At 73.4% G+C, this 24,064-nt stretch carries 31 protein-coding genes; 20 read left to right on the plus strand and 11 right to left on the minus strand.

Translation table 11 applies throughout. The features are described from left to right. The first annotated feature begins 1 nt into the window (after position 1). A complete protein-coding gene (locus HZF07_RS23200; RefSeq protein ID WP_157339888.1) occupies positions 2-805 on the plus strand; it encodes an RNA polymerase sigma factor SigF in 804 nt (267 codons plus the stop codon). Here HZF07_RS23200 and HZF07_RS23205 read toward each other — a convergent pair. Next, positions 802-1,197 carry a hypothetical protein gene (locus HZF07_RS23205; protein WP_157339889.1) on the minus strand — a complete coding sequence of 132 codons (396 nt, stop codon included), beginning with the start codon at positions 1,195-1,197 and terminating at the stop codon, positions 802-804. The two genes, HZF07_RS23200 and HZF07_RS23205, sit on opposite strands and share 4 nt — an antisense overlap. 194 nt (positions 1,198-1,391) lie before the next feature. On the opposite strand from HZF07_RS23205, the gene HZF07_RS23210 reads away from it, so the two are divergent. Next, on the plus strand, positions 1,392-1,643 hold the full coding sequence (locus HZF07_RS23210) for a WhiB family transcriptional regulator (protein ID WP_157339890.1): 252 nt from the start codon (positions 1,392-1,394) through the stop codon (positions 1,641-1,643). 16 nt (positions 1,644-1,659) lie between these two features. Here the strand turns inward: HZF07_RS23210 and HZF07_RS23215 are convergent, their stop codons facing one another. After that, entirely contained in the window at positions 1,660-3,135 is a 1,476-nt protein-coding gene (locus HZF07_RS23215; protein ID WP_181645644.1) for a sensor histidine kinase, read from the minus strand. A 112-nt stretch (positions 3,136-3,247) separates the two neighbouring features. On the opposite strand from HZF07_RS23215, the gene HZF07_RS23220 reads away from it, so the two are divergent. From HZF07_RS23220 to HZF07_RS23245, 7 genes are all read left to right on the plus strand, one after another. After that, complete coding sequence (locus tag HZF07_RS23220; RefSeq protein WP_309504951.1) at positions 3,248-4,054, plus strand: DUF2785 domain-containing protein; 807 nt, start codon at positions 3,248-3,250, stop codon at positions 4,052-4,054. Between the two features lie 9 nt (positions 4,055-4,063). Next, positions 4,064-5,731 carry an acetolactate synthase gene (locus HZF07_RS23225; protein ID WP_157339892.1) on the plus strand — a complete coding sequence of 556 codons (1,668 nt, stop codon included), beginning with the start codon at positions 4,064-4,066 and terminating at the stop codon, positions 5,729-5,731. Further along, positions 5,724-6,227: a GNAT family N-acetyltransferase gene (locus HZF07_RS23230; RefSeq protein ID WP_181645645.1), complete on the plus strand. Its 504-nt coding sequence runs from the start codon at positions 5,724-5,726 to the stop codon at positions 6,225-6,227. The genes HZF07_RS23225 and HZF07_RS23230 overlap by 8 nt, the downstream gene beginning before the upstream one ends. Continuing rightward, entirely contained in the window at positions 6,227-6,592 is a 366-nt protein-coding gene (locus HZF07_RS23235; RefSeq protein ID WP_157339893.1) for a thioesterase family protein, read from the plus strand. The genes HZF07_RS23230 and HZF07_RS23235 overlap by 1 nt, the downstream gene beginning before the upstream one ends. Before the next feature lie 68 nt (positions 6,593-6,660). After that, positions 6,661-6,735 carry a 50S ribosomal protein bL37 gene (locus HZF07_RS24725; protein ID WP_369759046.1) on the plus strand — a complete coding sequence of 25 codons (75 nt, stop codon included), beginning with the start codon at positions 6,661-6,663 and terminating at the stop codon, positions 6,733-6,735. A gap of 76 nt (positions 6,736-6,811) precedes the next feature. Next, positions 6,812-7,039 (plus strand): hypothetical protein, encoded by a 228-nt coding sequence (locus tag HZF07_RS23240; RefSeq protein ID WP_157339894.1) that lies wholly within the window; start codon positions 6,812-6,814, stop codon positions 7,037-7,039. Continuing rightward, the gene (locus HZF07_RS23245) at positions 7,036-7,452 is read left to right on the plus strand and encodes a DUF6325 family protein (RefSeq protein WP_181645646.1); all 417 of its coding nucleotides are present in this window, start codon (positions 7,036-7,038) and stop codon (positions 7,450-7,452) included. Before HZF07_RS23240 ends, HZF07_RS23245 begins: the two co-directional genes overlap by 4 nt. 10 nt (positions 7,453-7,462) lie before the next feature. Here HZF07_RS23245 and rsrA read toward each other — a convergent pair whose 3' ends face one another. The 5 genes from rsrA to HZF07_RS23270 form a co-directional block, all read right to left on the minus strand. Then, positions 7,463-7,726 carry a mycothiol system anti-sigma-R factor gene (gene rsrA / locus HZF07_RS23250; RefSeq protein ID WP_157339895.1) on the minus strand — a complete coding sequence of 88 codons (264 nt, stop codon included), beginning with the start codon at positions 7,724-7,726 and terminating at the stop codon, positions 7,463-7,465. Continuing rightward, positions 7,726-8,382 carry a sigma-70 family RNA polymerase sigma factor gene (locus HZF07_RS23255; RefSeq protein WP_157339896.1) on the minus strand — a complete coding sequence of 219 codons (657 nt, stop codon included), beginning with the start codon at positions 8,380-8,382 and terminating at the stop codon, positions 7,726-7,728. Before HZF07_RS23255 ends, rsrA begins: the two co-directional genes overlap by 1 nt. Before the next feature lie 72 nt (positions 8,383-8,454). Next, positions 8,455-9,111: an alpha/beta hydrolase family protein gene (locus tag HZF07_RS23260; RefSeq protein ID WP_181645647.1), complete on the minus strand. Its 657-nt coding sequence runs from the start codon at positions 9,109-9,111 to the stop codon at positions 8,455-8,457. After that, on the minus strand, positions 9,108-9,851 hold the full coding sequence (locus HZF07_RS23265; protein WP_157339897.1) for an SOS response-associated peptidase: 744 nt from the start codon (positions 9,849-9,851) through the stop codon (positions 9,108-9,110). Before HZF07_RS23265 ends, HZF07_RS23260 begins: the two co-directional genes overlap by 4 nt. 35 nt (positions 9,852-9,886) lie before the next feature. Further along, a complete protein-coding gene (locus HZF07_RS23270) occupies positions 9,887-10,462 on the minus strand; it encodes a hypothetical protein (protein WP_157339898.1) in 576 nt (191 codons plus the stop codon). Between the two features lie 264 nt (positions 10,463-10,726). On the opposite strand from HZF07_RS23270, the gene HZF07_RS24660 reads away from it, so the two are divergent. The 5 genes from HZF07_RS24660 to HZF07_RS23295 are packed head-to-tail and all read left to right on the plus strand — an operon-like array spanning position 10,727 to position 15,381. Then, entirely contained in the window at positions 10,727-12,250 is a 1,524-nt protein-coding gene (locus tag HZF07_RS24660) for a sigma-70 family RNA polymerase sigma factor (protein WP_157339899.1), read from the plus strand. 9 nt (positions 12,251-12,259) lie between these two features. Continuing rightward, positions 12,260-12,784, plus strand: a complete 525-nt coding sequence (locus HZF07_RS23280) for a DoxX family protein (protein WP_157339900.1) — start codon at positions 12,260-12,262, stop codon at positions 12,782-12,784. 19 nt (positions 12,785-12,803) lie between these two features. Next, entirely contained in the window at positions 12,804-14,084 is a 1,281-nt protein-coding gene (aroA, locus tag HZF07_RS23285) for a 3-phosphoshikimate 1-carboxyvinyltransferase (protein WP_309504952.1), read from the plus strand. Then, positions 14,081-15,097, plus strand: coding sequence for a ribosome small subunit-dependent GTPase A (gene rsgA, locus HZF07_RS23290; protein WP_157339901.1), 1,017 nt, complete (start codon positions 14,081-14,083; stop codon positions 15,095-15,097). Before aroA ends, rsgA begins: the two co-directional genes overlap by 4 nt. 59 nt (positions 15,098-15,156) lie before the next feature. After that, positions 15,157-15,381 (plus strand): DUF2188 domain-containing protein, encoded by a 225-nt coding sequence (locus HZF07_RS23295; RefSeq protein WP_157339902.1) that lies wholly within the window; start codon positions 15,157-15,159, stop codon positions 15,379-15,381. 3 nt (positions 15,382-15,384) lie between these two features. Here the strand turns inward: HZF07_RS23295 and HZF07_RS23300 are convergent, their stop codons facing one another. Further along, positions 15,385-15,825, minus strand: a complete 441-nt coding sequence (locus HZF07_RS23300) for a DUF2231 domain-containing protein (protein WP_181645648.1) — start codon at positions 15,823-15,825, stop codon at positions 15,385-15,387. Between the two features lie 49 nt (positions 15,826-15,874). On the opposite strand from HZF07_RS23300, the gene HZF07_RS23305 reads away from it, so the two are divergent. The 3 genes from HZF07_RS23305 to HZF07_RS23315 are packed head-to-tail and all read left to right on the plus strand — an operon-like array spanning position 15,875 to position 17,614. After that, entirely contained in the window at positions 15,875-16,738 is an 864-nt protein-coding gene (locus HZF07_RS23305) for an inositol monophosphatase family protein (RefSeq protein WP_181645649.1), read from the plus strand. A 39-nt stretch (positions 16,739-16,777) separates the two neighbouring features. Next, positions 16,778-17,212 carry a CBS domain-containing protein gene (locus tag HZF07_RS23310; protein WP_157339904.1) on the plus strand — a complete coding sequence of 145 codons (435 nt, stop codon included), beginning with the start codon at positions 16,778-16,780 and terminating at the stop codon, positions 17,210-17,212. Positions 17,213-17,245: 33 nt separating this feature from the next. Then, entirely contained in the window at positions 17,246-17,614 is a 369-nt protein-coding gene (locus tag HZF07_RS23315; RefSeq protein ID WP_157339905.1) for an FKBP-type peptidyl-prolyl cis-trans isomerase, read from the plus strand. Here HZF07_RS23315 and HZF07_RS23320 read toward each other — a convergent pair whose 3' ends face one another. Beyond that, a complete protein-coding gene (locus HZF07_RS23320; protein ID WP_157339906.1) occupies positions 17,615-17,863 on the minus strand; it encodes an RNA-binding S4 domain-containing protein in 249 nt (82 codons plus the stop codon). 23 nt (positions 17,864-17,886) lie between these two features. After that, on the minus strand, positions 17,887-19,152 hold the full coding sequence (locus tag HZF07_RS23325; RefSeq protein WP_157339907.1) for a DUF445 domain-containing protein: 1,266 nt from the start codon (positions 19,150-19,152) through the stop codon (positions 17,887-17,889). Positions 19,153-19,219: 67 nt separating this feature from the next. On the opposite strand from HZF07_RS23325, the gene HZF07_RS23330 reads away from it, so the two are divergent. Further along, a complete protein-coding gene (locus HZF07_RS23330; RefSeq protein WP_157339908.1) occupies positions 19,220-19,618 on the plus strand; it encodes an adenylyltransferase/cytidyltransferase family protein in 399 nt (132 codons plus the stop codon). A gap of 66 nt (positions 19,619-19,684) precedes the next feature. Next, entirely contained in the window at positions 19,685-20,989 is a 1,305-nt protein-coding gene (locus HZF07_RS23335) for an APC family permease (protein WP_309504953.1), read from the plus strand. On the opposite strand, the gene pdxR is transcribed toward HZF07_RS23335, so the two are convergent. After that, positions 20,934-22,355, minus strand: coding sequence for a MocR-like pyridoxine biosynthesis transcription factor PdxR (pdxR, locus tag HZF07_RS23340; protein WP_181645650.1), 1,422 nt, complete (start codon positions 22,353-22,355; stop codon positions 20,934-20,936). The two genes, HZF07_RS23335 and pdxR, sit on opposite strands and share 56 nt — an antisense overlap. Before the next feature lie 355 nt (positions 22,356-22,710). Here pdxR and HZF07_RS23345 point away from each other — a divergent pair, with 355 nt between their 5' ends. Next, positions 22,711-23,847, plus strand: a complete 1,137-nt coding sequence (locus HZF07_RS23345; protein WP_258562845.1) for an HNH endonuclease signature motif containing protein — start codon at positions 22,711-22,713, stop codon at positions 23,845-23,847. Positions 23,848-24,064 lie beyond the last annotated feature (217 nt).

A 24,064-nucleotide genomic window follows, 5' to 3' on the forward strand; every position in this document is an offset into this window, starting at 1 on the left:
GATGACCGAGCTGGACGACGACGCGCCCGGCGGCTTGACCGGCGCCGAGCTGACGCGGCAGCGCAGCGCTGACCTGTTCGCGGTCCTCCGCGACGAGGACGCCCCGCAGGCGAGCCGCGACGCCGCCCGCGAGGGCCTGGTGCGGCTGCACCTGCCGCTGGTCGAGCACTGCGCCCGGAGGTTCCGCAACCGTGGCGAGCCGCTCGAGGACCTGGTGCAGGTCGGCACGATCGGCCTGATCAAGTCGGTGGACCGCTTCGACCTCGAGCGCGGGGTGGAGTTCTCGACGTACGCGACGCCGACGATCATCGGCGAGATCAAGCGCTACTTCCGCGACAAGGGCTGGGCGATCCGGGTGCCGCGCCGGCTCCAGGAGCTGCGCATGCAGATCGGCACCGCGACCGGCGAGCTGACGCAGAGCCTGGGTCGCTCGCCGACGGCGCGCGAGCTGGCCGAGGCGATCGGCTGCACGGTCGAGGAGATCGTCGAGGGCATCGAGTCCAGCAACGCGTACTCGACGCTGTCGCTGGACGCCAGCGACGACGGCGAGGACGGCGGCGCGGCCACGATGCTCGACGCGATCGGCATCGAGGACATCGGGCTGGAGCACGTCGAGATCCGCGAGTCGATCAAGCCGCTGCTCGACCGGCTGGCCCCGCGGGAGAAGAAGATCCTGCTGCTGCGGTTCTTCAAGAACATGACCCAGTCGCAGATCGCCGAGGAGATCGGGGTCTCCCAGATGCACGTCTCACGGCTGCTCAACCGGACGCTCGAGCAGCTGCGGACCTCGCTCGAGCAGGACTAGACCGTCGGGTCCGCGTCGGCGGCCTCGAGCGCCTCGATGCTCGCCGGGTGGAAGACCCCCACCAGCACGATCACGGCCACCAGGGCGACCGCGATCGCGACCGCGGTGGTGGAGCCGCCCCAGAAGCTCCAGGCGACGCCGAGCTGGATGAGCTGGGCCAGCACGACCGGGCTGCGCGCCCACGACCGGCGCCGCGACAGCCCGCGCGCGCAGACGAGCAGCCCGACGCCGTACGCGAGGAAGAACAGGCCGGTCGTGGCCGCGACCGCGACCCGGTCCGAGTCGACGCTCGCCACCTCGAGCACGGCGTACCCGAGCAGGAGGAGGCCCTCCACGGCCACCAGGGAGGCGGCGACGAGCAGCGGGGCCGGGGCGGTGGCGGGTCGAGACACCCGAGAAGCCTAGAGGTCGTGCCTGCTGTGACGGACAAGACCATGTCAAGGGGTTGTTTAGCGATCAAAGACTTGCAACCCTAGAGGGGCGACTGCGTGACTTGCAGTTGCTTTCTCGTGCCCACCGACGGCACCTCAGGCCGCGCACCCGCGGCCGCCCCACCTTTGCTTGAAGAAAGAGGGTTGCCCCAGCCATGGATTGGCGCCACCTCTCCGCGTGCCTCGACGAGGACCCGGAGCTGTTCTTCCCGATCGGCAACACCGGTCCGGCCATCCTCCAGATCGAGGAGGCCAAGCAGGTGTGCCGACGCTGCGAGGTGCGCGAGCAGTGCCTCGCGTGGGCGCTCGAGGCTGGCCAGGACCACGGCGTGTGGGGCGGCCTGAGCGAGGACGAGCGTCGCGCGCTCAAGCGTCGCACCGCACGGGCCCGGGTCCGCACCGCCTGACCGCCCGATCTGGTCGCTAGTCGACCGGTACGTCGAGCGCAGCCCGCGTGCCGCGCCCGCTCGGCGCCGGTCCGATCTCGAGCTGTCCGCCGAGCTCGGACTCGACCAGCGTCCGCACGATCGACAGCCCCAGGCTGCTCGACTGATCGAGGTCGAAGTCGGCCGGCAGGCCGCGCCCGTCGTCGTCGACCGTCACGTGCAGTCGGCCGACCAGCCGCTGCGCGTGCAGGACGATCTCGCCGGTGACCTCGGCGTCGTCCGGGTCGTAGCCGTGCTCGACGGCGTTCTGGAGCAGCTCGGTCAGCACCATCGCCAGCGCCGTCGCGTGCTCCGAGGCCAGCACCCCGAAGCTGCCGGTCCTCCGGACGCGGACCCGGCTCCCGACGGCGCTGACCTCGGTGACCATCCGGCCCAGCGGGTCGACGATCTCGTCGACGTCCACCCGCTCCTCGACGGCCTGGCTGAGGATCTCGTGCACGATCGCGATCGACCCGACCCGGCGGACCGCCTCCTCGAGCGCCAGCCGCGCGGACTCCGAGTCCATCCGCCGCGCCTGGAGCCGCAGCAGCGCGGCCACGGTCTGGAGGTTGTTCTTCACCCGGTGGTGGATCTCGCGGATCGTCGCGTCCTTGGTGACCAGCTCGCGGTCGCGGCGGCGCAGGTCGGTGACGTCGCGGACCAGCACCAGGGCGCCGATCCGGTCCCCCTGGGGACGCAGCGGGATCGCCCGCACGATCAGCGACACCCCGTCGGTCCCGATCTCGGTGTCGCGGTGCGCGCGGCCGCCGAGCACGGCGCTCAGCGTCTCCTCGTCGGGCCGCCGCCGCGGCGGCACCAGCTCCCGGGTGGTCTCGGCGAGCGAGAGCCCCGCGAGGTCGCCGGAGAGGCCGAGGCGCCGGAACACCGACAGCGCGTTGGGGCTGGCGTAGACGACCTTGCCGGCCGCGTCGACGCGGAGGAACCCGTCCCCCACCCGCGGGCTGTCGGCGTGGTCGCTGCGCTGCCCGGGCGCCGGGAAGTGCCCGTGGGCGATCATCTGGGTCAGGTCCGCGGCGGTCTGCAGGTAGGAGAGCTCCAGCCGGCTGGGGGTGCGGACGCCGAGGAGGTTGGTGTTGCGGGCCACCACCGCGATCACCCGCCCGGCCCGGCGTACCGGGATCGTCTCGACCCGGACCGGCACGTCGTCTCGCCATTCGGGATCGCCTTCGCGGACCAGCCGGCCCTGCCCGTACGCCGCGTCGATCAGCGGTCGTCGACCGACGGGCACGAACGTGCCGACCACGTCGTCGACGTACGCCGTGGGGCCGGTCGTCGGGCGCATCTGGCCGGCCGCCCAGAACCCCTTCCCCTCCTGGTCAGGCAGCCACAGCACCAGGTCGGCGAAGGACAGGTCGGCGATGATCTGCCAGTCCGCCTGGAGCAGCTGGAGCCACGCGACGTCCTCGTCGTCGAGGTCGGTGTGGCTGCGCACCAGGTCGATGAGGGACGGCACGGTGGCAAGGGTAGGCCGGGTGGGACCCCCACTGGACCTCTGGACGCCCTTTGGCAGGATGGGGCACATGTCCGGGTCATACTGGCGGCAGGTTCATGCCGAGGGTCTTGCAGTGCCCTCCGACCGTCCTCTGGACGAGCTCACCGCCGAGCTGACCCGGATGCTGGGCGACCCGGACCCGGCCCTGCGGGACGGCACGGCGTACCCCACGCTGACGACCTGGATCGAGCGGGGCGTCTACGACGACCTGCTCGCCGGGCTCGGCGACGGCATGGCGATGGGGCTCCTGGTCGGGATCGGCGAGCGCGACACCGACACCGTGTTCCGGCGCAGCTTCTCGGCGCTCGTGCTGGGTGAGTGCATCGCGCGCGACAACGTCCGGCCGCTGCTGCCCGGCGGCAAGATCCTCGAGTGGGGCGACCGGCTGACGACGTGGCTGCTGCGCGAGCGCGACCTGCGCGGCTTCGTGCCGGGCAAGGGCTGGGCGCACGGGGTCGCCCACGGCGCCGACGCGCTGACCGTGCTCGCCCGCTCCCCGCACCTCGCCACCCCCGAGCTGACCGTGCTCCTCGACGTCGTCGCCGACCGCCTGCTGCTGCCGGTCGACCGGCTGTTCAGCAACGGCGAGCCGGACCGCCTGGCGTTCGCCACCGTCGCGGTGCTGCGCCGCAACGTCGTCCCGCTGCAGGTGCTGGAGCCGTGGATCGCGCGGATCGCGGCGGCCGCCGGCACCCGCGCGGGGTACGACGAGCGCGACCCCTACCTGGTCGGCGGCAACGCCGAGGCCTTCCTGCGCGCGCTCTACCTGCAGCTGTCGCTGGGCAGCCGGCCGCCCCAGCTTCGCTCCGACCTGCTGCTGGTCGTGGTCGACGCCCTGAAGTCGACCAACCACGGCTACCTCGGTGCGACTGGTGAGTAACCTGCGCTCATGCCCGACTCCACGGACCTGACCGGCCACGCCGGCGAGCTCGGCGTCGCCGTCGCCCGCGCGCACGGCGTCGAGACGATGTTCACCCTCTCCGGTGCGCACGTCTTCCCGCTGTACGACGGAGCGGTCAAGGTCGCCGACACGGACAGGCCGATGCGCCTGCTCGACGTGCGGCACGAGCAGACGGCCGCGTTCGCGGCCGAGGCGACCGGCAAGCTGACCCGGGTCCCGGGTCTCGCCGTGCTCACCGCGGGGCCAGGGGTGACCAACGGCCTGAGCGCGGTCGCCCAGGCGCAGTTCGCCGGCTCCCCCATGGTCGTGGTGGGCGGCCGCGCGCCGCAGAGCCGCTGGGGCACCGGCGCGCTGCAGGAGCTCGACCAGCCGCCGATCTTCGCGCCGGTCTCCAAGCTGGCCCGGACGATCCCGACGGCGGCCGACGTGCTCGAGGACATGCACGACGCGTTCGTGACGGCGGCCTCGCCGCACCGCGGACCGGTCTTCGTCGACGTGCCGATGGACGAGCTGTTCAACAGCGCCAGCGGGCCGCTCCCGACCGTGACCGCTGCACGCGGCGCCGACCCGGACACCGACGCGCTCACCAGGGTCGCCGAGCTGCTCGCCGGCGCGGCCCACCCGGTCCTGATCCTCGGCACCGACGTGTGGGCCGACCACGCCGAGGAGGCCGCGCTCCGGTTCGTCGAGGCGACCGGGATCCCCGCGATCACCAACGGCATGGGCCGCGGCGTCGTGCCCGGCGGGCACCCGCTGCTGGTCACCAAGGCGCGCGGCGTCGCCCTCGGTGGCGCCGACCTCGTCGTCGTCGTCGGCACCCCGCTCGACTTCCGCCTCGGCTACGGCCTCTTCGGCGGCCAGGACGGCGCGCCCGCCCGGGTCGTGCACGTCGCCGACTCCCCCGAGCAGCTGTCACGGCACGCCGAGCTGGCGGCGGCCGTCTCCGGCGATCTGACCGCGGTCTTCGACGGCCTGCTCGCCGAGCTCGAGGCCCGGGCCCGGCGCCCCGACTGGTCGACCTGGGTCGCCGACCTCCAGGGGGCGGTCACGGCGGCCGTCGAGCGCGACGCGGCGCTGCTCGGCGCCGAGGCCGACCCCATCCACCCGGCCCGGATCTACGGCGAGCTGCTGCCCCGCCTCGCGGAGGACGCCGTGGTGATCGGCGACGGCGGCGACTTCGTCAGCTTCGCCGGCAAGTTCGTCGAGCCGAAGCGCCCCGGCGGTTGGCTCGACCCCGGCCCCTACGGCTGCCTGGGCGCCGGTCTGGGCGCCGCGATCGCGGCCCGCCTGGCCCGACCCTCGGCGCAGGTCGTGCTGCTCCTCGGCGACGGTGCGGCGGGCTTCTCGCTGATGGACGTCGACACACTCGTGCGGCACGACCTGCCGGTCGTGATGGTGATGGGCAACAACTCCGCGTGGGGCCTGGAGAAGGGCCCGATGCAGATGCTCTACGGCTACGACGTCATCGCCGACCTCGCGCCGTCCACCTCCTACGACGGCGTCGTGAAGGCGCTCGGCGGAGCCGGCGAGACCGTCGCGGACCCGCGCCAGATCGGGCCGGCGCTGGACCGCGCGTTCGCGTCGGGCGTGCCCTACCTGGTCAACGTGATCACCGACGTCGCCGCGACCTACCCGAGGAACAGCTTCGGTGTCTGAGTCGCTCGCCCCCGGCGTCCTCGTCCGGCGCGCGCGCCCCGACGACCTCGACGCGGTCGGCGAGGTCACGGTCGCGGCGTACGCGGAGTTCACCCAGGGGCCCGACGACCACTACATCGCGCTCCTCCGGGACGCCGCCCGGCGCGACCGCGAGGCCCAGCTGTGGCTGGCCGAGCTCGACGGGGAGGTGGTCGGCACGGTCACGCTCGCGCCCGAGGGCTCGCCGTGGCGGGAGATCGGGGAGCCGGGCGAGGGCGAGTTCCGGATGCTCGCGGTCGCGCCGTCCGCGCGCCGGCGAGGCGTCGGCGAGGCACTCATGCGGCTGGTGTTCGAGCGGTTCCGCGAGCTCGGCGCGCACGCGATCGTGCTCTCCAGCCTGGCGGAGATGTCCGCGGCCCACCGCGTCTACGCACGGCTCGGCTTCGTCCGCCTGCCGGAGCGGGACTGGTCCCCCGTCCCGGGCGTCGACCTGATCGCCTTCCGGGTAGAGCTCTGATGGACGCGACCCTCACCTTCACCGTCACCGACGCCGACACCGCCGCGGCGGTCGGCTCCGGCAGCCTGCCGGTGCTCGGCACGCCCCGGCTGCTCGCCTGGTGCGAGGCCGCCACGTGCGCCGCGATCGACCCGACGCTGCGGCACGGGCAGACCAGCGTCGGCACCCGCGTCGAGCTCGAGCACACCGCGGCCAGCGCGGTCGGGCAGGAGGTCGAGGTGACCGCGTCCGCGACGTACGTCGACGGGCGGCTGCACCGCTTCACCGTCGCCGCGAGGAACGTCGGCGGGAAGGTCGTCGGCACCGGCGAGGTGACCCGGGTCGTCGTCGACGCCGAGCGGTTCCTGAGCCGGATTTCGTCGTAGCGGACGCATTTGAGAGACTGTCCGTTGGCCCCTGAACGGGCCAAGCACCGTCCCTTCAGGAGGAAACCATGGGCAAGACCGGCCGCAAGCGCCGCGCTCGGAAGAAGAAGGGCGCGAACCACGGCAAGCGCCCCAACGCCTGAGCGCAGATGTGACAGATCCCCCGAACCGCCCGGTTCGGGGGATCTTCGCCTTTCGGGGCTGCGGCAAGGTGGCGGCATGGTGCTCCTCGTGCCCCGCCAGATCCGGATGAACGGCATGACCGGCTCGGTGCCCTACTACGGCGGCCGGCTCACGCCCGCCCAGGCACACGCCGCCGCGCACCCGCCCCAACGCCCGCCCGCCCCGCCGCGCCGCGACCCGGTCGCCGCGCTCGACGAGCTGCTCGGGCAGGGCGTGATCACCCGGGCCGAGTACGACGAGCTGCGCGCGCGGGTGGGCTCGTGACCGGCCCGGTGCAGGTGCTGGTCGTCGGGTTCGAGGAGGCCTCCTACTCCGGAGTGGTGCTGGCCGAGCTGCGCCGGCTGCGCGAGGCGGGCGTGGTGCGCCTCGTCGACGTGCTGCTCGTGCGGCGCGGCGAGGACGGCGACTTCGAGACGCTGCCCCTGCCGCCCGGCGCCGACCCCGATCTCGGCCGGATCGCGGCCGAGATCCTCGGTGGCGGCGGGGACGAGGACGACCGGGACCCGGAGACCTGGTCGCTGGCGGACGCGGTCGAGCCCGGCGGCGTCGCCGCCGTCGCGCTGCTCGAGCACCTGTGGGCGGCGTCGCTGCTCGACGCGATCGACACCGCCGGCGGCCGCCCGCTCGGCGAGCTGTGGCTCTCCCCGGCAGACCGGGACCTGATCCCGGAGGGCTGAGCGCTCCGGCTCAGGACTCGCGGATCTGGATCTGCACCTCGCGGATCCGGAGCAGCACCCGCTGGCGGAGCTCGTCGGGCGCGACCTCGGAGCAGGAGCGCGCGACGACCGACTTCACGGTGCGCTGGAGGTCGTACTTCTCCAGGCACGGGTTGCAACTGTCGAGGTGCACCTTGACCTCGGAGCAGTCGGCCTCGTCGAGCTCGTTGTCGATGAAGTAGACGATCCGCTCCAGGAAGTCGGCGCAGTCGCCGGGGGCCGGCTCGCTGGTCATCACTTGCTCCCCTCGCGGCCGACGGTCAGCAGGTCGTTGTCACGCACGTAGTCCGAGAGCAGGTCGCGCAGCTGCCGCCGTCCGCGGTGCAGCCGTGACATCACGGTGCCGATCGGGGTCTCCATGATCTCGGCGATCTCCTTGTAGGCGAAACCCTCGACGTCGGCGAGGTACACGGCGAGACGGAACTCCTCGGGGAGACGCTGGAGCGCCTCCTTCACCTCGGAGTCGGGCAGGTGCTCGAGCGCCTCGGTCTCGGCGGAGCGGAGCCCCGTGGAGGCGTGCGACTCCGCGCGGTGGAGCTGCCAGTCCTCGACGTCCTCGGACATCGACTGCTGCGGCTGCCGCTGCTTCTTGCGGTAGTTGTTGATGAAGGTGTTGGTCAGGATCCGGTACAGCCAGGCCTTGAGGTTGGTGCCGGGCTTGAACTGGTGGAAGGACGAGTAGGCCTTCGCGTAGGTCTCCTGGACCAGGTCCTCGGCGTCCGCGGGGTTGCGCGTCATCCGCATCGCGGCCGAGTACAGCTGGTCGAGGAAGGGCAGCGCGTCCTGCTCGAAGCGGGCCGAGCGCTCGGCCTCGGTCTCGGTGTCGAGGTCGACAGCGGGGAGAACGGAAGGGTCGACGGCGTCGGGGGTCGTCTCAATGGGCTCTGTCATCGTCTCCCAGACTAGCCCGGTCGGGCGTTCGAGCACGGCGTGCATAAGAGAGGAACGCCGCTCGGGGCGGCGTCATTCCCCCGCACGGCTCCCGGCGCCCGCGACCTCGCGCACGATCCACTCCAGCGTCGACTCGACGATGATCTCCATCGCCTCGTCCTCGGACAGCCCGGTGCTGGCCGCGACCTTGAACCCGTGGTCGGCCCCGGGCACGACGGCCAGGTCGGTCTCCGTGGGGAACTCATCCGGCCGACCGAACGTGTCGCGCTCGCCCTGCACGACGAGCGTCGGCACCCGGGCCGCCCTCAGCTCGTGCAGCCGTGAGGACTCGGGCTTGCCCGGCGGGTGGAGGGGGAAGGCGAGCGCCAGGCAGCCGGACGCCCCCAGCCGGGCCGCACAGCGGGCAGCGGACCGGGCGCCGGCGGAGCGACCGCCGACGACCAGCGGCGAGCGGGTGCGCAGCTGGTCCGCCGCCGCGACCAGCGCGGCGTCCAGGGTCGCCGGCGGGGTGGCGACCCTGCGGCCGGCGACCCGCCACGGCTGCTCGAGCCGGATCACGGTGACGTTGTTGCGCGGCAGCTCGCGGGCCAGCGCCTCGAGGTCACGGGTGTCGATGCCGTTGCCGGCCCCGTGGCTGAGCAGCAGGGTCGCGACCGGCGACCGAGAGCGGTCCAGGACCAGCCGAGCCTCCCCGTGCGGAGTGTCGATGCGGCGCTCCTCCTGCTTCACGACGCCCCTTCCAGGGGGAGCGGCTCCAGCAGCTCCGGGCCGTTGTTGCGGACGTTGCTGACCAGCGTGGAGACCGGGTAGGCCTCGAGCTGGCCGGGCGCGGCCGGGACCAGCAGGTCGAGGTCGCCGCCCACCCGCGGGTCCAGCCAGTCCGACCACCGCTCGCGCTCGACCATCAGCGGCATCCGGTCGTGGATGTGACCGACGGCGTCCTCGGCATCGGTCGTGATCACCGTGCACGTCCAGCGGAACCGGTCCGGGTCGTCGTCGGCCTTGGTCGGGTCGCGCCAGATCTCGTAGAGGCCGGCCATCGCGAGCACCCCGTGGTCCTTGGGCCGGATGAAGAACGGCTGCTTGCGGGGCTTGCCCGCCGCGGTCAGCTCCTCGGTCGGGTACCACTCGAAGTAGCCGTCGGCCGGCAGCAGGCAGCGGCGCTTCGCGAACGCCCGCTTGTACGCCGGCTTCTCGGCGACGGTCTCCATGCGCGCGTTGATCATCCTGCTGCCGATGCCGGGGTCCTTGGCCCACGACGGCACCAGGCCCCAGGTCAGCACCCGGAGCTGGCGCTGCGGCGGCTCCGGGCTGTCGGAGGACGGCGGCCGCTCGACGACCGCGTAGACCTCCTTGGTGGGGGCCACGTTGTAGTCGGGCGCGAGGGCGTCCTGGATGCGGGACTCGACGATGTCGAACTCGTCGACGAGGTCCTCCGGGCGTCGGCTCGACGCGTAGCGGCCGCACATGCGGCAACTCTAGAGGCAGTCGCCGTCGGTGGCCGTCAGCCGCGGGAGAGCTCGTCGAGCAGCGCAGCGACGGCGGCGTCGGTCTCGGGCAGCCCCTCGACCCACACCCGCGGCGCCGTCACTCCGTCCGCGTCCAGCATCCTCAGCAGCAGGTCCAGGCGGCGGACCAGGCGGTCGTCGCGCTCGGCGAGCACGGCGAGACGTCCCGGCGCAAGGTGACCGATCGTCTCGGGGCCGGCGAACACACCGCGCACGACCGCGCCCACCTGGGCGTCCTGCATGGCCCGCGCGAGCGGCTCCCCCAGCCGGTCGCCGTCGAGCGCGGTGTCCGCGGCCACCAGGACCAGGGCGTGCGTCTCGTGCGCGGGCCCCGCGCGGCGCGCGTCCCCGATCACGGTCCGCAGGTGCGCCAGGCTCGCGAGCCCGGTGAGCGGGTCCGCGCATGAGACGCCGTGGAGGTAGCCGAGCGTCGCCTCGCCCCACGCGACGGCGAGCGCGCGCGTCTCTGCGTACGCCGGGGCCTCGCCACGCACCAACCCCCAGGTGCGGGCGAGGTCCTCCAGCGCCTCCCCCAGCGAGACCCCGTCGCGAGCGAGGATGCCCCCCAGCACCTCGCACGCTGCGACCGAGCGCGCTCCCGATCCCGAAGTCAGGGCCTCCCCCACCGCCTCGAACCGCGGCGGCAGCGCCGCGCGTGTGCTCGAGGACGGATCCTGCCCTGCTTCGGAATCGGCCGTGGTGGCGCTGCGCCTGCGCGTCGCGATCCAGTCCACGGTCGGCTCCCCCTCTGGTCCGGTCTTGCCGGGGATGTAACGGCGCTCACGAACGGCCATGACGCGGTTTCCGCGAAAGTTTCGCGGGAAGTTTCGGAGATCGTGAGCACAACCGTCGCCTTTCGCTCCCTCGCGCGTTGGAACCTCGTGGCCTCCTTCGTCCCTGCCGTCGACGAGCGCGGAGACGCCGAACTGATCACCGCCGTCCGCGCCGGTGACGTCGGCGCCTACGGCGAGCTCTTCAGCCGGCACGTGGGCGCCGCTCGCCGCCTGGCCCGGCAGCTCGTGTCGGCGGGTGACGTCGACGACCTGGTGTCCGAGGCGTTCGCCAAGGTGCTGGGCGTGCTCCAGCGCGGCGGCGGCCCCGACCTGGCGTTCCGGGCCTACCTGCTCACGGCGGTGCGTCGCCTGCACGTCGACCGGATCCGGTCCACGGCGCGGCTGCACAGCACCGACGACCTCACGCCGTTCGACCCCGGCGTCCCGTTCCGGGACACCGCGCTGGAGGGCTTCGAGAACGCCACGGCCGCCAAGGCCTTCGCCTCGCTGCCCGAGCGCTGGCAGCTGGTGCTCTGGCACACCGAGGTCGAAGGCCAGAAGCCCGCGGACATCGCGCCGATCCTCGCGATGTCCGCCAACGCCGTCTCCGCGCTCGCCTACCGCGCTCGCGAGGGCCTGCGTCAGGCCTACCTCTCCATGCACGCCTCCGACGTCGACGACGACGCCTGCGCGCGCACCCGCGCCGAGCTGGGTGCCTACGTGCGCGGCGGGCTGTCCCGGCGCGACGCCACCCGCGTGGAGCAGCACCTGCGCGAGTGCCGCCGCTGCACCGCGATCTACCTCGAGCTCACCGAGGTCAACTCCGGCCTCCGGCTCCTGCTCGCCCCGCTGCTGCTGGGCACCGTCGCGACGGCGTACCTCGCCGCCACGGGCACCGCGGCCGGCACCACCGTCGGCGGCGTCGCGCAGCTGCTCGGGCGGGCACGGGACGCCGTCGTCAGCCACGCGCCCGCCGCGGCGGTCGCCGGCGCCGCGGCGAGCGCCGTCGTCGCGGGCACCGTGATCTCGCTGCACCAGAAGCAGCCCACGCCCGCACCCGAGGCGGAGGAGGCACCGACGGTCACGATCACGCCGTCGGCCGCCCCGGACGCCGGGCGCCGAGCGCACGTCGCGCGGCACCGCGCGCTCGACCCGCGGGACCTCAGCACGACCGCGGCCGCCGCGGCGACGCCACCGACGGGGTTCCCGAGCGTCGGGGCCGAGGGCACGACGCCGGGCTCGCCGGGCTCGCCGGGCCCATCGGGCTCACCAGCCTCACCGCAACCGGCTGGCTCGCCGGCGTCCGGTGCCTCGGCGGACGGCCCCGGCACGGCGACGGCGCCCGCGCCGTCCGTCGCACCCGCGCCGACGCAGCCCGCGGCGCCGAGCGGCAGCCCCGCCCCGACGCCCAGCTCGCCCAGCACCCCCGACCAGCCCAGCAGCCCGACGGCACCCGCGCTCGTCGACGCTACGGTCTCCGTCTCCGCCGGTCCGGCCGGCATCGACGTGGGGCTCGGCCTCGGCGTGGCCGGGGTTCCGGTGCTCCCGGAGACACATGTGGGCGTGCCGCTGCCCGGGTCGGGGTAAGCAGAGAGCATGACCGTCAGCAGACTGATCGCCCGCCCGATGCTCGCCTCGATCTTCGTCGTCGGAGCCGCGGCCGCCCTCAAGAACACGGCCGGCCCCGCCGTGAAGGCCGACCCCGTCACCTCGCGCCTGGTGCCGTTGGCCCGCAAGGCCGGCATCCCGCTGCCCGAGGACCCCGAGACGCTCGTCAAGATCAACGCGGGCGTCCAGATCGGCGCCGGCCTCGCGCTCGCCACCGGCCGGGCGCCGCGGATCTCCGCCGCCGTGCTCGCGGCGTCCCTGGTCCCGACCACCCTGGCCGGGCACCGGTTCTGGGAGTTCGACGACGCGACGCAGCGCACCCAGCAGCGGCTGCACTTCTTCAAGAACGTCTCGCTCGTCGGTGGCCTGATCATCGCCAGCGGCGACACCGAGGGCCAGCCCGGCGTCGCCTGGCGGGCCCGCCGCGCCGCCCGGGACGCCCGGCGCGAGGCCCGACGCCTCGCCCACGACGCCCGCCGGGAGGCGAGACTCGCGGCGTCGCGCGTGCGCTGACCCCACTACGCTGCTCGTCGTGACCGACCCCCTCGCCGACCCCTGGCCCGCCCCGCGCGCGGCGCACCCGGTCGACGCCGTCGTGACGCTGCCGGGCAGCAAGTCGATCACCAACCGCGCGCTGCTGCTGGCCGCGATCGCCGACGGGCCCTCCGTCGTGCGTCGGGCGCTGCGCTCGCGCGACACGACGCTGATGGCGACGGCACTGACCGCCCTGGGCTCGCACGTGGACACCTCCGCGGACGACTGGGTGGTCACGCCGGGCGCCTTCGCCGGTGACGCGGCGGTCGACTGCGGCCTGGCGGGGACCGTGATGCGCTTCGTGCCCCCGGTCGCCGGCCTGTCGACCGGAGCGGTCGCCTTCGACGGCGACCCGCACATGCGCCAGCGACCCATCGGCGAGATCCTCGGCGCGCTGCGCACCCTCGGCGTCGACGTCGCCGGCGACGCCCTGCCGTTCACCGTCAGGGGCACCGGCTCGGTGCCGGGCGGCACCGTCGTGGTGGACGCGTCGGCCTCCTCGCAGTTCATCTCCGCGCTGCTGCTGGCCGGCGCCCGCTACGACCGCGGCGTCGACGTGCGCCACGACGGCAAGCCGGTCCCCTCGCTGCCCCACATCCAGATGACGGTCGCGATGCTGCGCGAGCAGGGTGTCGAGGTCGACGACGCCGACGCGAACCGCTGGTCGGTCGCGCCCGGTCCCCTGAAGCCGGTCGACCGCGTCGTGGAGCCCGACCTGTCCAACGCGGCACCGTTCCTGGCGCTCGCGGCGGTCTCCGGCGGCTCGGTCACCGTGCGCGACTGGCCGCGCCACACCACCCAGGCGGGCGACGCCCTGCGCGACATCCTCGCCGCGATGGGCTGCGAGGTGGACCTCACCGACGGTCCCGACGGCGGCCTGCGGGTGCGGGGCAGCGGGACGCTGCTCGGCATCGACGTCGACCTGCACGACGTCGGCGAGCTCACCCCGGCGGTCGCGGCGCTGTGCGCGCTCGCCGAGGCGCCGTCGCACCTGCGCGGCATCGGGCACATCCGCGGCCACGAGACCGACCGGCTCGCGGCTCTCGCGACCGAGCTCGGCGCACTGGGTGCCGAGGTCACCGAGCACCCCGACGGGCTGACGATCGCCCCGGCGCCGCTGCACGGCGGAGTCTTCCGCACCTACGCCGACCACCGGATGGCGCACGCCGCGGTCATCCTCGGCGCGGCCGTCGACGGCGTGCTCGTCGAGAACGTCGCGACGACCGGCAAGACGTTCCCCGACTTCGCGGGCTTCTGGTCCGGGCTCATCGACTCATGAGCGGCCGGTACTCCGACCAGGACGTCGAGCACTACGACCGTCCCCGGCGGCGTACCCGCCCCCGCACCAAGGAGCGCCCCACCTACGACGACGCGGTGGACGGCGTCGTCGTCACGGTCGACCGCGGCCGGTTCACGCTGCTGATCGACGGCCGCACGGTGATGGCGATGAAGGCCCGGCCCCTCGGGCGCAAGGGCGTCGTCGTCGGCGACCGGGTGCGCGTCGTCGGGGACGTCACGGGCGACGACGGCAGCCTGGCCCGGATCGTCGAGGTGCGCGAGCGGGAGACGACGCTGCGGCGCACCGCCGACGACGACGACCCCGTCGAGCGGGTGATCGTCGCGAACGCCGGGCAGCTGGTGGTCGTCACCGCGCTCGCGGACCCCGAGCCGCAGCCGCGCCTGATCGACCGCGCCCTCGTGGCGGCGTACGACGCCGGGATGCAGCCCCTGCTCTGCCTGACCAAGGCCGACCTGGCCGATCCCGAGACGCTGCTGGGCACCTACCGGTCGCTCGGGGTGCCGTGGGTGGTGACCCAGCTCAAGGGGCCGGGAGCCAGCGACCTGAGCGAGCTCCGCGAGCGGCTGACGGGCCGGACGAGCGTGCTGGTGGGCTCGAGCGGCGTGGGCAAGTCCACGCTGGTCAACGCGCTGGTGCCGACGGCCCTCCGCGACGTCGGGCACGTCAACGCGGTGACCGGCCGCGGCCGGCACACCTCGACGTCGGCCTACATGCTCGCGCTGCCCGGCCCGGAGGACGGACAGAGCCTCGGTTGGATCGTGGACACCCCGGGCATCCGCTCCTTCGGGCTCGCGCACGTGCAGCCCGAGCACCTCATCGAGGCGTTCCCCGACCTCGACGAGATGACCGAGGACTGCCCGCGCGGCTGCACCCACGGCACCGACGAGCCGGAGTGCGGGCTCGACGAGGCGGTCGCGAACGGCACCGCGGACCCCGAGCGGGTGATGTCCTTCCGCCGGCTGCTCGCGGCGCGGAGCGAGCCGGCGTACTGAGGGTTTCGCCGTCGGCCCCGTCGGTCACCTCACGAGTGGGGACTGGGAGGGAGTGGACGATGGTGGGCGCCGCCGTGGAGACCTACTACGACAACGAGACCTGGCTCAACCGGTTCGAGGGGGGCGACCGACTCCCCGGCGAGTACCCGACGTGCGAGGCCGCCGTCGAGGTGGCCCGCACCGAGGCGCGGGTGCGCGGCGTCGAGCACGTGATCCGGCGCGTCGACGGGAGCCTCGCCGAGCGGCGCAGGTACCCGCGCACGTCCTGGGAGCTGCCGGGCTGAGCCCTACCCCCACACGGCGCGCGCTCCGGCGTCGCCGGTGCGGACGACCAGCACCACCACGGCGAGGGCGAGGATCCCGAGCAGGACGTCGATGACGACCCGCACGGCGCCGGTGCGGGAGTGCAGCCAGCCGGCGCCGAGGGCGACGACGCCGAACGCGAGCGTGGTCCACAGCAGGAGCCTCGCGCGGTGCTGGTGCTCCTGGACCTGCGGGCTCGTCTTCAGCTCCGGCTTGCTGGCGAGGAAGTTGCTGCCGGTGAGGTAGGCGACGACGATGGCGCCGGTCGCGAGCACCGCCAGCACGACCATCGGCCAGCGCAGGTAGTCGCGCCAGCGCGGCACCAGGTAGCCGAGCGCGGCCACCGCGGCCAGCGGTCCGAACACGACGGCCGCGTGCACCACGAGCGGGTGCAGCGGCAGCCCGTTGATCTCCATGCCCTCCATACGGCGCACCCTGCCGGATGGTTCGGCTTCCAGCGAATAGGCTGGCCGCGTGCCGACCGACTACACCGACGACCTCCGGCTCGCGCACGTGCTGGCGGACGACGCCGACTCCATCACCGAGAGCCGGTTCAAGTCGCTCGACCTGCACGTGATGAGCAAGCCGGACCTGTCGCCGGTCACCGACGCCGACCAGGCCGTGGAGGAGAGCATCCGGCGGACCCTGTCGCGGGTCCGCTCCCGCGACGCGATCACCGGCGAGGAGCAGGGCTCCACCGGCCACAGCCAGCGGCGGTGGGTGATCGACCCGATCGACGGCACCAAGAACTTCGTGCGCGGCGTGCCGGTGTGGGCGACGCTGATCTCGCTGGTCGTCGACGACGAGGTCGTGCTCGGGGTGGTGTCCGCACCGATGCTCCAGCGTCGCTGGTGGGCGTCCACGGGCAACGGCGCCTGGACCGGGCGCTCGTTGCTCAAGGCGACCCGCTGCCAGGTCTCCGACGTACGCCGCCTCGAGGACGCCTCGCTGTCCTACTCCTCGCTGTCCGGCTGGGAGGAGCGCGACCGGCTCGACGACTTCGAGTCGCTGATGCGGCGCTGCTGGCGGACCCGGGCCTACGGCGACTTCTGGTCCTACATGCTGCTCGCCGAGGGCGCCGTCGACCTCGCCGCCGAGCCCGACCTCGAGGTCTACGACATGGCTGCGCTCGACGTGATCGTCCGCGAGGCCGGCGGCCGGTTCGGCTCTCTCGACGGCAGCGACGGCCCGTTCGGCGGCAACGCGCTCGCCTCCAACGGGCACCTGCACGAGGCGGCGCTGGCCTTCCTCGGGTCGCTGCCCGATGACGACGACCCGGACTCGCAGCGTCCCGGGCCGGGCTCGGTCTCCGATCTGCGGTTGCACCGACGGGACTGACGCTGGCAACGCACCGGCCGACACGGGTAACGTCGCAGCATGCGCATCGGTGACGTCCTGCGGGCCAAGTCGAGTCACGAGGTCCTCACGATCTCGCCCGACGCGGGTGTGCGCGAGCTGATCGCCAGCCTCGCCGAGCACAACATCGGCGCCCTGATCGTGAGCCGCGACGGCGGGACCACCCTCGCGGGCATCGTCAGCGAGCGGGACGTCGTCCGCCACCTGCACCACGACGGCACGGTCATCAACAACACCGTCGGCGCGATCATGACCGAGGACGTCGAGACCTGCGACGAGGACACCGTCGTCGACGAACTGATGAAGATCATGACCGAGCGCCGGATCCGCCACGTCCCCGTCGTCCACGACGGCAACCTGATCGGCATCATCAGCATCGGCGACGTCGTGAAGCACCGCATCGACCAGCTGGAGTTCGAGCGCGACCAGCTCGACAGCTACGTCCACCGGTCCTGATCGGCGCTGACCGGGTGTCCTAGGGTGGGGCGCATGGACAAGCCCGAGATCGACTTCCCCGACTTCGACCCGCCCGCCGACCTCGTCGTCACCGAGATCACCGAGGGCGACGGTCCCGAGGCGACCGCGGGCTCGACCGTCTCGGTCCACTACGTCGGCGTCGCCCACTCGACGGGCGAGGAGTTCGACGCGTCGTACAACCGCGGCACCCCGCTGCAGTTCCGCCTCGGCATCGGCCAGGTCATCGCCGGCTGGGACCAGGGCGTGCAGGGCATGAAGGTCGGCGGCCGCCGCCAGCTCGTGATCCCGCCGCACCTCGGCTACGGCGACCGCGGCGCCGGTGCGGTCATCAAGCCCGGGGAGACCCTGATCTTCGTGGTCGACCTGCTCGGCGTCTCCTGATCACCAGGGCAGGTTGTCCTCGAACGTCGTCTCGTCGGCGACCCGGGCGGCCTCGCCCCGGTAGCTCACCACGTCGCCCGGCACCAGCTGCCGGCCGCGACGGGTCTCGACCTCGCCGTTGACCTGCACCTGACCGTCCTGGATGAGCGGCTTGGCCTCGGCGCCGCTCTCCACCAGGTTGGCGAGCTTGAGGAACTGGCCGAGCCGGATCGAGTCGTCGCGGATCGGGACGTCGTACGGCTCGGGCATGGACCCATTGTGCCGCCCACGGCTCAGCCGATGAGCACCGACACCGTGTGGATGAGGACGCCGACGAGGCCGCCGACGATCGTGCCGTTGATCCGGATGAACTGCAGGTCGCGGCCCACGTGCAGCTCGATGCGGCGCGCGGCCTCCTTGCCGTCCCAGCGCTCGACGGTGTGGGTGATGACCGCCGTGAGCTCCGCGCCGTAGCGGTCGACGGCGAAGACCGCCGCGTCGGCGGCGAGACCGTCGAGCCGCGCGCGGAGCGCGTCGTCGCGGAGCAGCCGCTCGGCGAACGCCGTCGTCTCCTCGCACATCCGGGTGCGGACCGCCCCGTCCGGGTCGGCGAGCGAGGCCTGGAGGCTGCGCCGCAGGGCGTTCCACAACGACACCGCGGAGGCGACCAGCTGCGGCTGGTCGAGCAGCCGCTGCTTGAGACGCTCGGTCCCCTCCTGGGTCTCGGGGTCGTGCAGCAGGTCCTGCGCGAGCTGCTCGAGCATCGAGTCCAGGGCCAGCCGGGCGTGGTGCCGCGGGTCGGCGCGGATCTCACCGACCCAGGTCACCAGCTCCCGCTGGAGCCGGGAGATGACGGCCTCGTTCAGCCTCGGCGGCGCCCACCAGGGCGCGCGCTCGTTGAGCAGCTCGGCGACCGTCTCGGGGTTCTCGACCAGCCAGCGGTGCAGCTCCTCGAGCGCCAGGTCGACCAGGCCGTGGTGCAGCCGGTCGCGGACGGTCTCCTCGAGCAGGCTGCCGAGGATCGGTGCGATCGGCTCCTCGCGGAAGCGCGGCACCAGCACGTCGCGGAAGAGCTCCTCGATGTGCTCGTCGCGCACGCGGCCGAGCCCGATCACCGCGACCTCGGCGACCTCGTCGACCGCCCGCTTCGCGTGCTCGGGCACGGAGAGCCAGCGAGCGACCCGCAGCGAGATCGTGGCCGCCGCGACCCGGTCGCGGATGATCTCCTCCTGGAGGAAGTTCTCCCCGACGAACTCCTCCAGCGACTTGCCGAGCTCGTCCTTGCGCTTGGGGATCAGCGCCGTGTGCGGCACCGGCAGCCCGAGCGGGTGCTTGAAGAGGGCCGTCACCGCGAACCAGTCGGCGATCGCACCGACCATCGACGCCTCGGCCCCGGCGTTGACGAAGCCCCAGAAGCCGTGGCGGCCGAGCGTTGCGACGTACACCACGGCGGCGAAGCCGAGCAGTCCGACCGCCAGGCTGCGCATCCGGCGCAGCCCACGGCGCCGCTGCTCGTCGGCATCGGTGTCGGGCGTGATCATCTCGAGGGTGGCGCTCATCGCTCGCCATCCTCCCCCACGGGGCCAGGTCCAACCGGCAACCGGGCCTCGTGGAACAATCTCGGCCATGTCTCGCACCGTGATCACCTTCGGCACGTTCGACGTCTTCCACGTCGGGCACCTGCGGGTGATCGAGCGCGCCGCGGCGCTCGGCGACCGCCTGGTCGTCGGCGTCTCCGCCGACGCGCTCAACCTCAGCAAGAAGGGCCGCGAGCCGGTCTTCAGCCAGGACGAGCGGCTGGCGATCGTCGCCGCGCTCAAGCCGGTCGACGAGGTCTTCGTCGAGGAGAGCCTCGAGCTCAAGCGCGACTACCTGGTGAAGTACGGCGCCGACGTGCTGGTCATGGGCGACGACTGGGCCGGGCGCTTCGACGAGTTCCGTGACATCTGCGAGGTCGTCTACCTGGCGCGCACGCCCGCGATCTCCACGACGGCCCTGATCGAGAAGATCTCCGGCACCGCGTGAGCGGTCCAGCCAGGTGGGCCGGAATTGGCCTGCTCGGCGGGTCCTGCCGGCCCTAGGTTTGCGGTCGTGACGCAGGCGCTGACCCCCGACCCGATCCCGACCGCCGACCCGATCGCGCGCGGCGGCCTGGGCGTGCCCGAGGGCGCCGCGCTCACGCTGGGCGCCGTGCTGGGCACCGGCGTCATCTCGCTGCCGGCCCTGGCAGCGCACGAGGCCGGCCCGGCGTCGCTGGTCGCCTGGCTCGCGCTGGTGCTGCTGTCGGTGCCGCTGGCCTCGACGTTCGCCGCGCTGGGCGCCCGCCACCCCGACGGCGGCGGCGTCGCGACGTACGCGCGGCGGGCCTTCGGCAGCCCGGTCGCCACCGTGACCGGCTGGTGCTTCTACTTCGCGATCCCGCTGGGTGCGCCCGCCGCCGCGGGCTTCGCCGGGGCCTACGTCGCCGACAGCGCCGGCGGCGGTCGGCAGACCCAGCTGCTCACCGCCGGGGCACTGATCGGCACGGTCGCGGTGATGAACTGGTACGGCATCCGGATCTCCGGGCGCGTCCAGCTGGTCATCGCGGGCGTCCTCGCCCTGCTCCTGGCGGTCGCCACGCTGGTGTCGCTGCCTCACGCCTCGACCGACAACCTGACGCCGTTCGCGCCCCACGGGTGGAGCTCGATCGGCCCCGCGATGGCGCTGCTGATCTGGGCGTTCGCGGGCTGGGAGGTCGTCACGTCGCTCTCGGGCGAGTACCGCCGACCGCACCCGGACATCGCCCGCGCGACGGCGATCGCGCTGGCGGTGATGGGCGTGCTCTACCTCGGCGTCGCGTTCGCCACCGTCGCCGTCCTCGGGCCGCACACCGGCAAGGCGCCGCTCTCCGACCTGCTCGTGCTCGGCTTCGGCGAGCCGGCCCGCGGTGTCACGACGGTCGTCGCCGTGCTGCTGTCGCTGGGCGCGATGAACGCCTACTTCGCCGGCAGCGCCCGGCTCGGTGCCGCGCTGGGCCGGGACGGGTCGCTGCCGGAGTGGTTCGCGCACGGCTCGTCGGCCGGGGAGGTGCCGCGCCGCTCCCTCGCCGTGGTCACCGTCGGCGCGCTCGGCACGCTGCTGATCATCGCGGTGCTCGACGTACCGATCGAGCGCACGATGCTCCTGGTGACCGGCGCCTTCTCGCTCGTCTACGTCGTGGGCACCGCGGCCGCGCTGCGGCTGCTGCCTCGACGGTCCTGGGCCTGGCGGGCGGCGGTGGTCTCGTTCGTGGCGACCGTCGCGCTGCTGGTGGTCACCGGAAGGTACCTGCTCCCGCAGCTCCTCGTCGGCCTGGCCGCGGTCATCTGGATGGCGCGGCGGCGAGCGACCGCGCCAGCACCTCCAGGCCCGGCCTGATCGACGCCGGGTCCAGCGCGCCGTAGCCGAGCACCAGGCCCGGCCCGTCCTGGGCCACGGCATAGGCCGAGAGGGCGTCCAGCGCCACGCCGTGCGCCCACGCCGCCCGCACGACGCCCGCGTCGTCGACGGATGGGTGGCAGGTGACGGTCAGGTGGAGCCCCGCAGCCGAGGGGACGAGGCGGACCTGGTCGCCCAGGACCCGGCCGAGCTCCTCGCGCAGCAGCGCCCGCCGCTCGCCGTACAGCGCGCGGGCGCGGCGGACGTGGGCCGCGAAGTGCCCGTCGGACAGGAACGCCGCGAGCGCCGCCTCGACCGCCGGGTCGCCGTAGCCGTCGGCGAGCTGGCGCGCGGCGAGCAGCGCGTCGCGCAGCGACGGCGGCACGACGAGGTAGCCCAGCCGCAGCGCGGGCACCAGGGTCTTGGAGTAGGTACCGAGGTAGAGCACCCGGCCGTGGGTGTCGAGGGCGTGCAGGGTGTCGAGAGGACCGTCGACGAACCGGAACTCGCTGTCGTAGTCGTCCTCGACCACCGCGATGCCGTGCCGGTGCGCGAGGTCGAGCAGGGCGACGCGGCGCGCCGCCGACAGCGGCGGGCCGGTCGGGAACTGGTGGGACGGCGTGGTGTAGACGACCCGTGCCTCGGCCGGGACCTCGTCGACGACCAGGCCCTGCTCGTCGACCCGCACCGGTACGACGCGCGCGCCGTGGGACGCGAACACGTCGCGCGCCTGCGGGTAGCCGGGGTCCTCCACCGCCACCACGTCGCCCGGCGCGACCAGCACCCGGGCGACCAGGTCGAGCGCCTGCTGGGCGCCCCTGGTCACGATCACGTCGTCCGGCTGTGCCGTGACACCGCGGCTGAACCCGACGTAGCGGGTGATCGCCTCGCGCAGCCGCGGCAGGCCGGCGGGTCCGGCGTACGTGCCGGGGTCGTGCGCGCCCACGCGGATCTCGGCGCTGACGAGGCGGCGCCAGGAGTCGAACGGGAAGATCGAGGCGTCGGGGATGCCGACCCGGAAGTCGTGCGTCGGCTTCGGCTGGCTGCCGCTGGTCGGCGCCGGCGCGAACGTCCAGCCGTCGCGCGCCCGGAGCGCTCCGTGCGCACGCGGCCTCGCCCGCGGGGCCTCCCGGTCGGTCACGAAGGTGCCCGCGCCCACCCGCGACGCCAGGAAGCCCTCCGCCGCCAGCCGCTCGTAGGCCACGGCCACCGTCGTACGGGACACGCCGAGGTCCTTGGCGAGCTCCCGCGTCGGCGGCAGCCGGTCCCCCGCCGCCAGCCGGCCGTTGCGGATCGCCGCCAGCAGGGCGCGGTAGATCGCCGTCGCCCGGTCGCGGCGGTCCGTGATGTCGACAGCGAGGTCCACGGGCGCCAGCCTCCCATCCGCCGCCGACAGCTGCGGGTTGTCGCCGGCGGCGAGCGAATGACGGCGGGTCGCGGGTCGTCTCGGGTTGGTCGTCGCAAGGCGGCAAAGCGGGTGAGGTGGGCTCCGGGTTGCGGTCGCCTCCCGGGCTTCCGCGCCGCCTGCTTCGTCTCAGAAAATTGTGCCTGTGGATTGTCCACATGCCGGGCAAACACTGGGTTCTGGGGCTCTGACTGTCGGTGGTCGGTGCTTGGATTTGTCTATGACAGCGATCGCCACCCCGAGACACCGAGTGTCGGTGGCGACCGCCCATGTCCGCTCTGAGCTCGAGGCCGTCGGTGATTCCTCGGTGTGGTCGATGGACGCGGCCGAGACCGCCCAGACCCTCACCGAACTCTCCCGCGCCAAGGCCCAGATCGCCGAGCTCGAAGCCAGAGTCGCCGCCCATGCCGACGACCTCCACGTGGGCCAGGACGTCGCGGCATCGTCAGCCGCGAACTGGCTGGCCCACCAGACCAAGCAGACCCGCGCCGAGACCAACCGGACGGTGCGGCTCGGGCACGACCTCGAGGCGCACCAGCTCACGAGGGACGCGCTCGCTGCCGGGCGGGTCTGTGTCGACCAGGCCCGGGTCATCGTGCAGGCCGTCGACCGGATCCCCGCCGACGTGCGGCCCCGCGCCGAGCAGCACCTGCTGGCCGAAGCCCAGCATCATGACGCGAAGGCGCTCCGGCTTTTGGGCAAGCGGCTCTACGAGGTCATCGACCCTAATGCCGCCGACGCGGACGAAGCCGCCCTCCTGGAACGTGAGGAAGCCGCGGCCATGAAGGCGTGCCGGCTCACCCTGCGCGACGACGGCCACGGCACCACCCACCTGCGCGGCCAGATCCCCACGTTCCACGGCGCCGCGCTCCGCAAGATGCTGACGGCGATCACCGCCCCCAAGCACCAACGCGCCGTGTCCGGCGCGGGCGCGGAGCAGCTCCGCGGCCCGGAGGCGATGGGCCAGGCGTTCTGCTCGCTGATCGAGCGCTACCCGGTCACGCAGCTGCCGAAGCTGGGCGGCCTCAACGCCACCCTGGTGGTCACCATCACCGAGGACTCCCTGATGGGCCGCGCCGGGCAGGCCGGACTCCTGGACACCGGCGACCGCATCAGCCCCGGACAAGCGCGGCGGCTGCTGTGCGGCGCCGGCGTCATCCCGGTCGTCCTCGGTGGTGACTCGGTGCCGATCGACGTGGGCCGGGAGAGGCGCTTCCACCCGAAGTACCAGCGCATTGCGATCACGGTCCGCGACCAGGGCTGCCGCGCCGAGGGCTGCGATCGCCGACTCGGTCTCCATACCCACCACGAGACCCGTTGGGCCGACGGAGGGAAGACGACCGTCGATCAGGGCATCAGCCTGTGCCCGTGGCACCACGCCCGCATCCACGACAGCGCCTACGAGGCCCGGACGCAGCCCACCGGCAAGGTCAGCTTTCACCGGCGGCCTTAGACCGGAGATCTTGATCCACCAGGTGAATCAAAAGCTCCGCTCTAACCGCTGGAACATCCGCGCGCCCCGACCGCAGGTCGGCGTCCTCCCGATAGGCGCCAACTCGTCCGGAGGCGGCCGGGTCAAGGGCGGCGAAGCCGCCGTAGGGAACCCTTGACGCGGTCGTCGGAGGACGAACAATGGCGCCCCCGGGAGGACGACGACGGCCGAGCCCCTA

It is taken from the genome of Nocardioides agri (assembly GCF_013778305.1).
GTDB lineage: Bacteria > Actinomycetota > Actinomycetes > Propionibacteriales > Nocardioidaceae > Nocardioides > Nocardioides agri.

Bases quoted from the DNA above. Each gene is read 5' to 3' on its own strand.
- HZF07_RS23200 (WP_157339888.1), top strand. From the start codon at position 2: ATGACCGAGCTGGACGACGACGCGCCCGGCGGCTTGACCGGCGCCGAG.
- HZF07_RS23210 (WP_157339890.1), top strand. From the start codon at position 1,392: ATGGATTGGCGCCACCTCTCCGCGTGCCTCGACGAGGACCCGGAGCTG.
- HZF07_RS23225 (WP_157339892.1), top strand. From the start codon at position 4,064: ATGCCCGACTCCACGGACCTGACCGGCCACGCCGGCGAGCTCGGCGTC.
- HZF07_RS23235 (WP_157339893.1), top strand. From the start codon at position 6,227: ATGGACGCGACCCTCACCTTCACCGTCACCGACGCCGACACCGCCGCG.
- HZF07_RS23240 (WP_157339894.1), top strand. From the start codon at position 6,812: ATGGTGCTCCTCGTGCCCCGCCAGATCCGGATGAACGGCATGACCGGC.
- rsrA (WP_157339895.1), bottom strand. From the start codon at position 7,726: ATGACCAGCGAGCCGGCCCCCGGCGACTGCGCCGACTTCCTGGAGCGG.
- HZF07_RS23255 (WP_157339896.1), bottom strand. From the start codon at position 8,382: ATGACAGAGCCCATTGAGACGACCCCCGACGCCGTCGACCCTTCCGTT.
- HZF07_RS23265 (WP_157339897.1), bottom strand. From the start codon at position 9,851: ATGTGCGGCCGCTACGCGTCGAGCCGACGCCCGGAGGACCTCGTCGAC.
- HZF07_RS23280 (WP_157339900.1), top strand. From the start codon at position 12,260: ATGACCGTCAGCAGACTGATCGCCCGCCCGATGCTCGCCTCGATCTTC.
- rsgA (WP_157339901.1), top strand. From the start codon at position 14,081: ATGAGCGGCCGGTACTCCGACCAGGACGTCGAGCACTACGACCGTCCC.
- HZF07_RS23295 (WP_157339902.1), top strand. From the start codon at position 15,157: ATGGTGGGCGCCGCCGTGGAGACCTACTACGACAACGAGACCTGGCTC.
- HZF07_RS23300 (WP_181645648.1), bottom strand. From the start codon at position 15,825: ATGGAGGGCATGGAGATCAACGGGCTGCCGCTGCACCCGCTCGTGGTG.
- HZF07_RS23310 (WP_157339904.1), top strand. From the start codon at position 16,778: ATGCGCATCGGTGACGTCCTGCGGGCCAAGTCGAGTCACGAGGTCCTC.
- HZF07_RS23315 (WP_157339905.1), top strand. From the start codon at position 17,246: ATGGACAAGCCCGAGATCGACTTCCCCGACTTCGACCCGCCCGCCGAC.
- HZF07_RS23320 (WP_157339906.1), bottom strand. From the start codon at position 17,863: ATGCCCGAGCCGTACGACGTCCCGATCCGCGACGACTCGATCCGGCTC.
- HZF07_RS23325 (WP_157339907.1), bottom strand. From the start codon at position 19,152: ATGAGCGCCACCCTCGAGATGATCACGCCCGACACCGATGCCGACGAG.
- HZF07_RS23330 (WP_157339908.1), top strand. From the start codon at position 19,220: ATGTCTCGCACCGTGATCACCTTCGGCACGTTCGACGTCTTCCACGTC.
- HZF07_RS23345 (WP_258562845.1), top strand. From the start codon at position 22,711: ATGGACGCGGCCGAGACCGCCCAGACCCTCACCGAACTCTCCCGCGCC.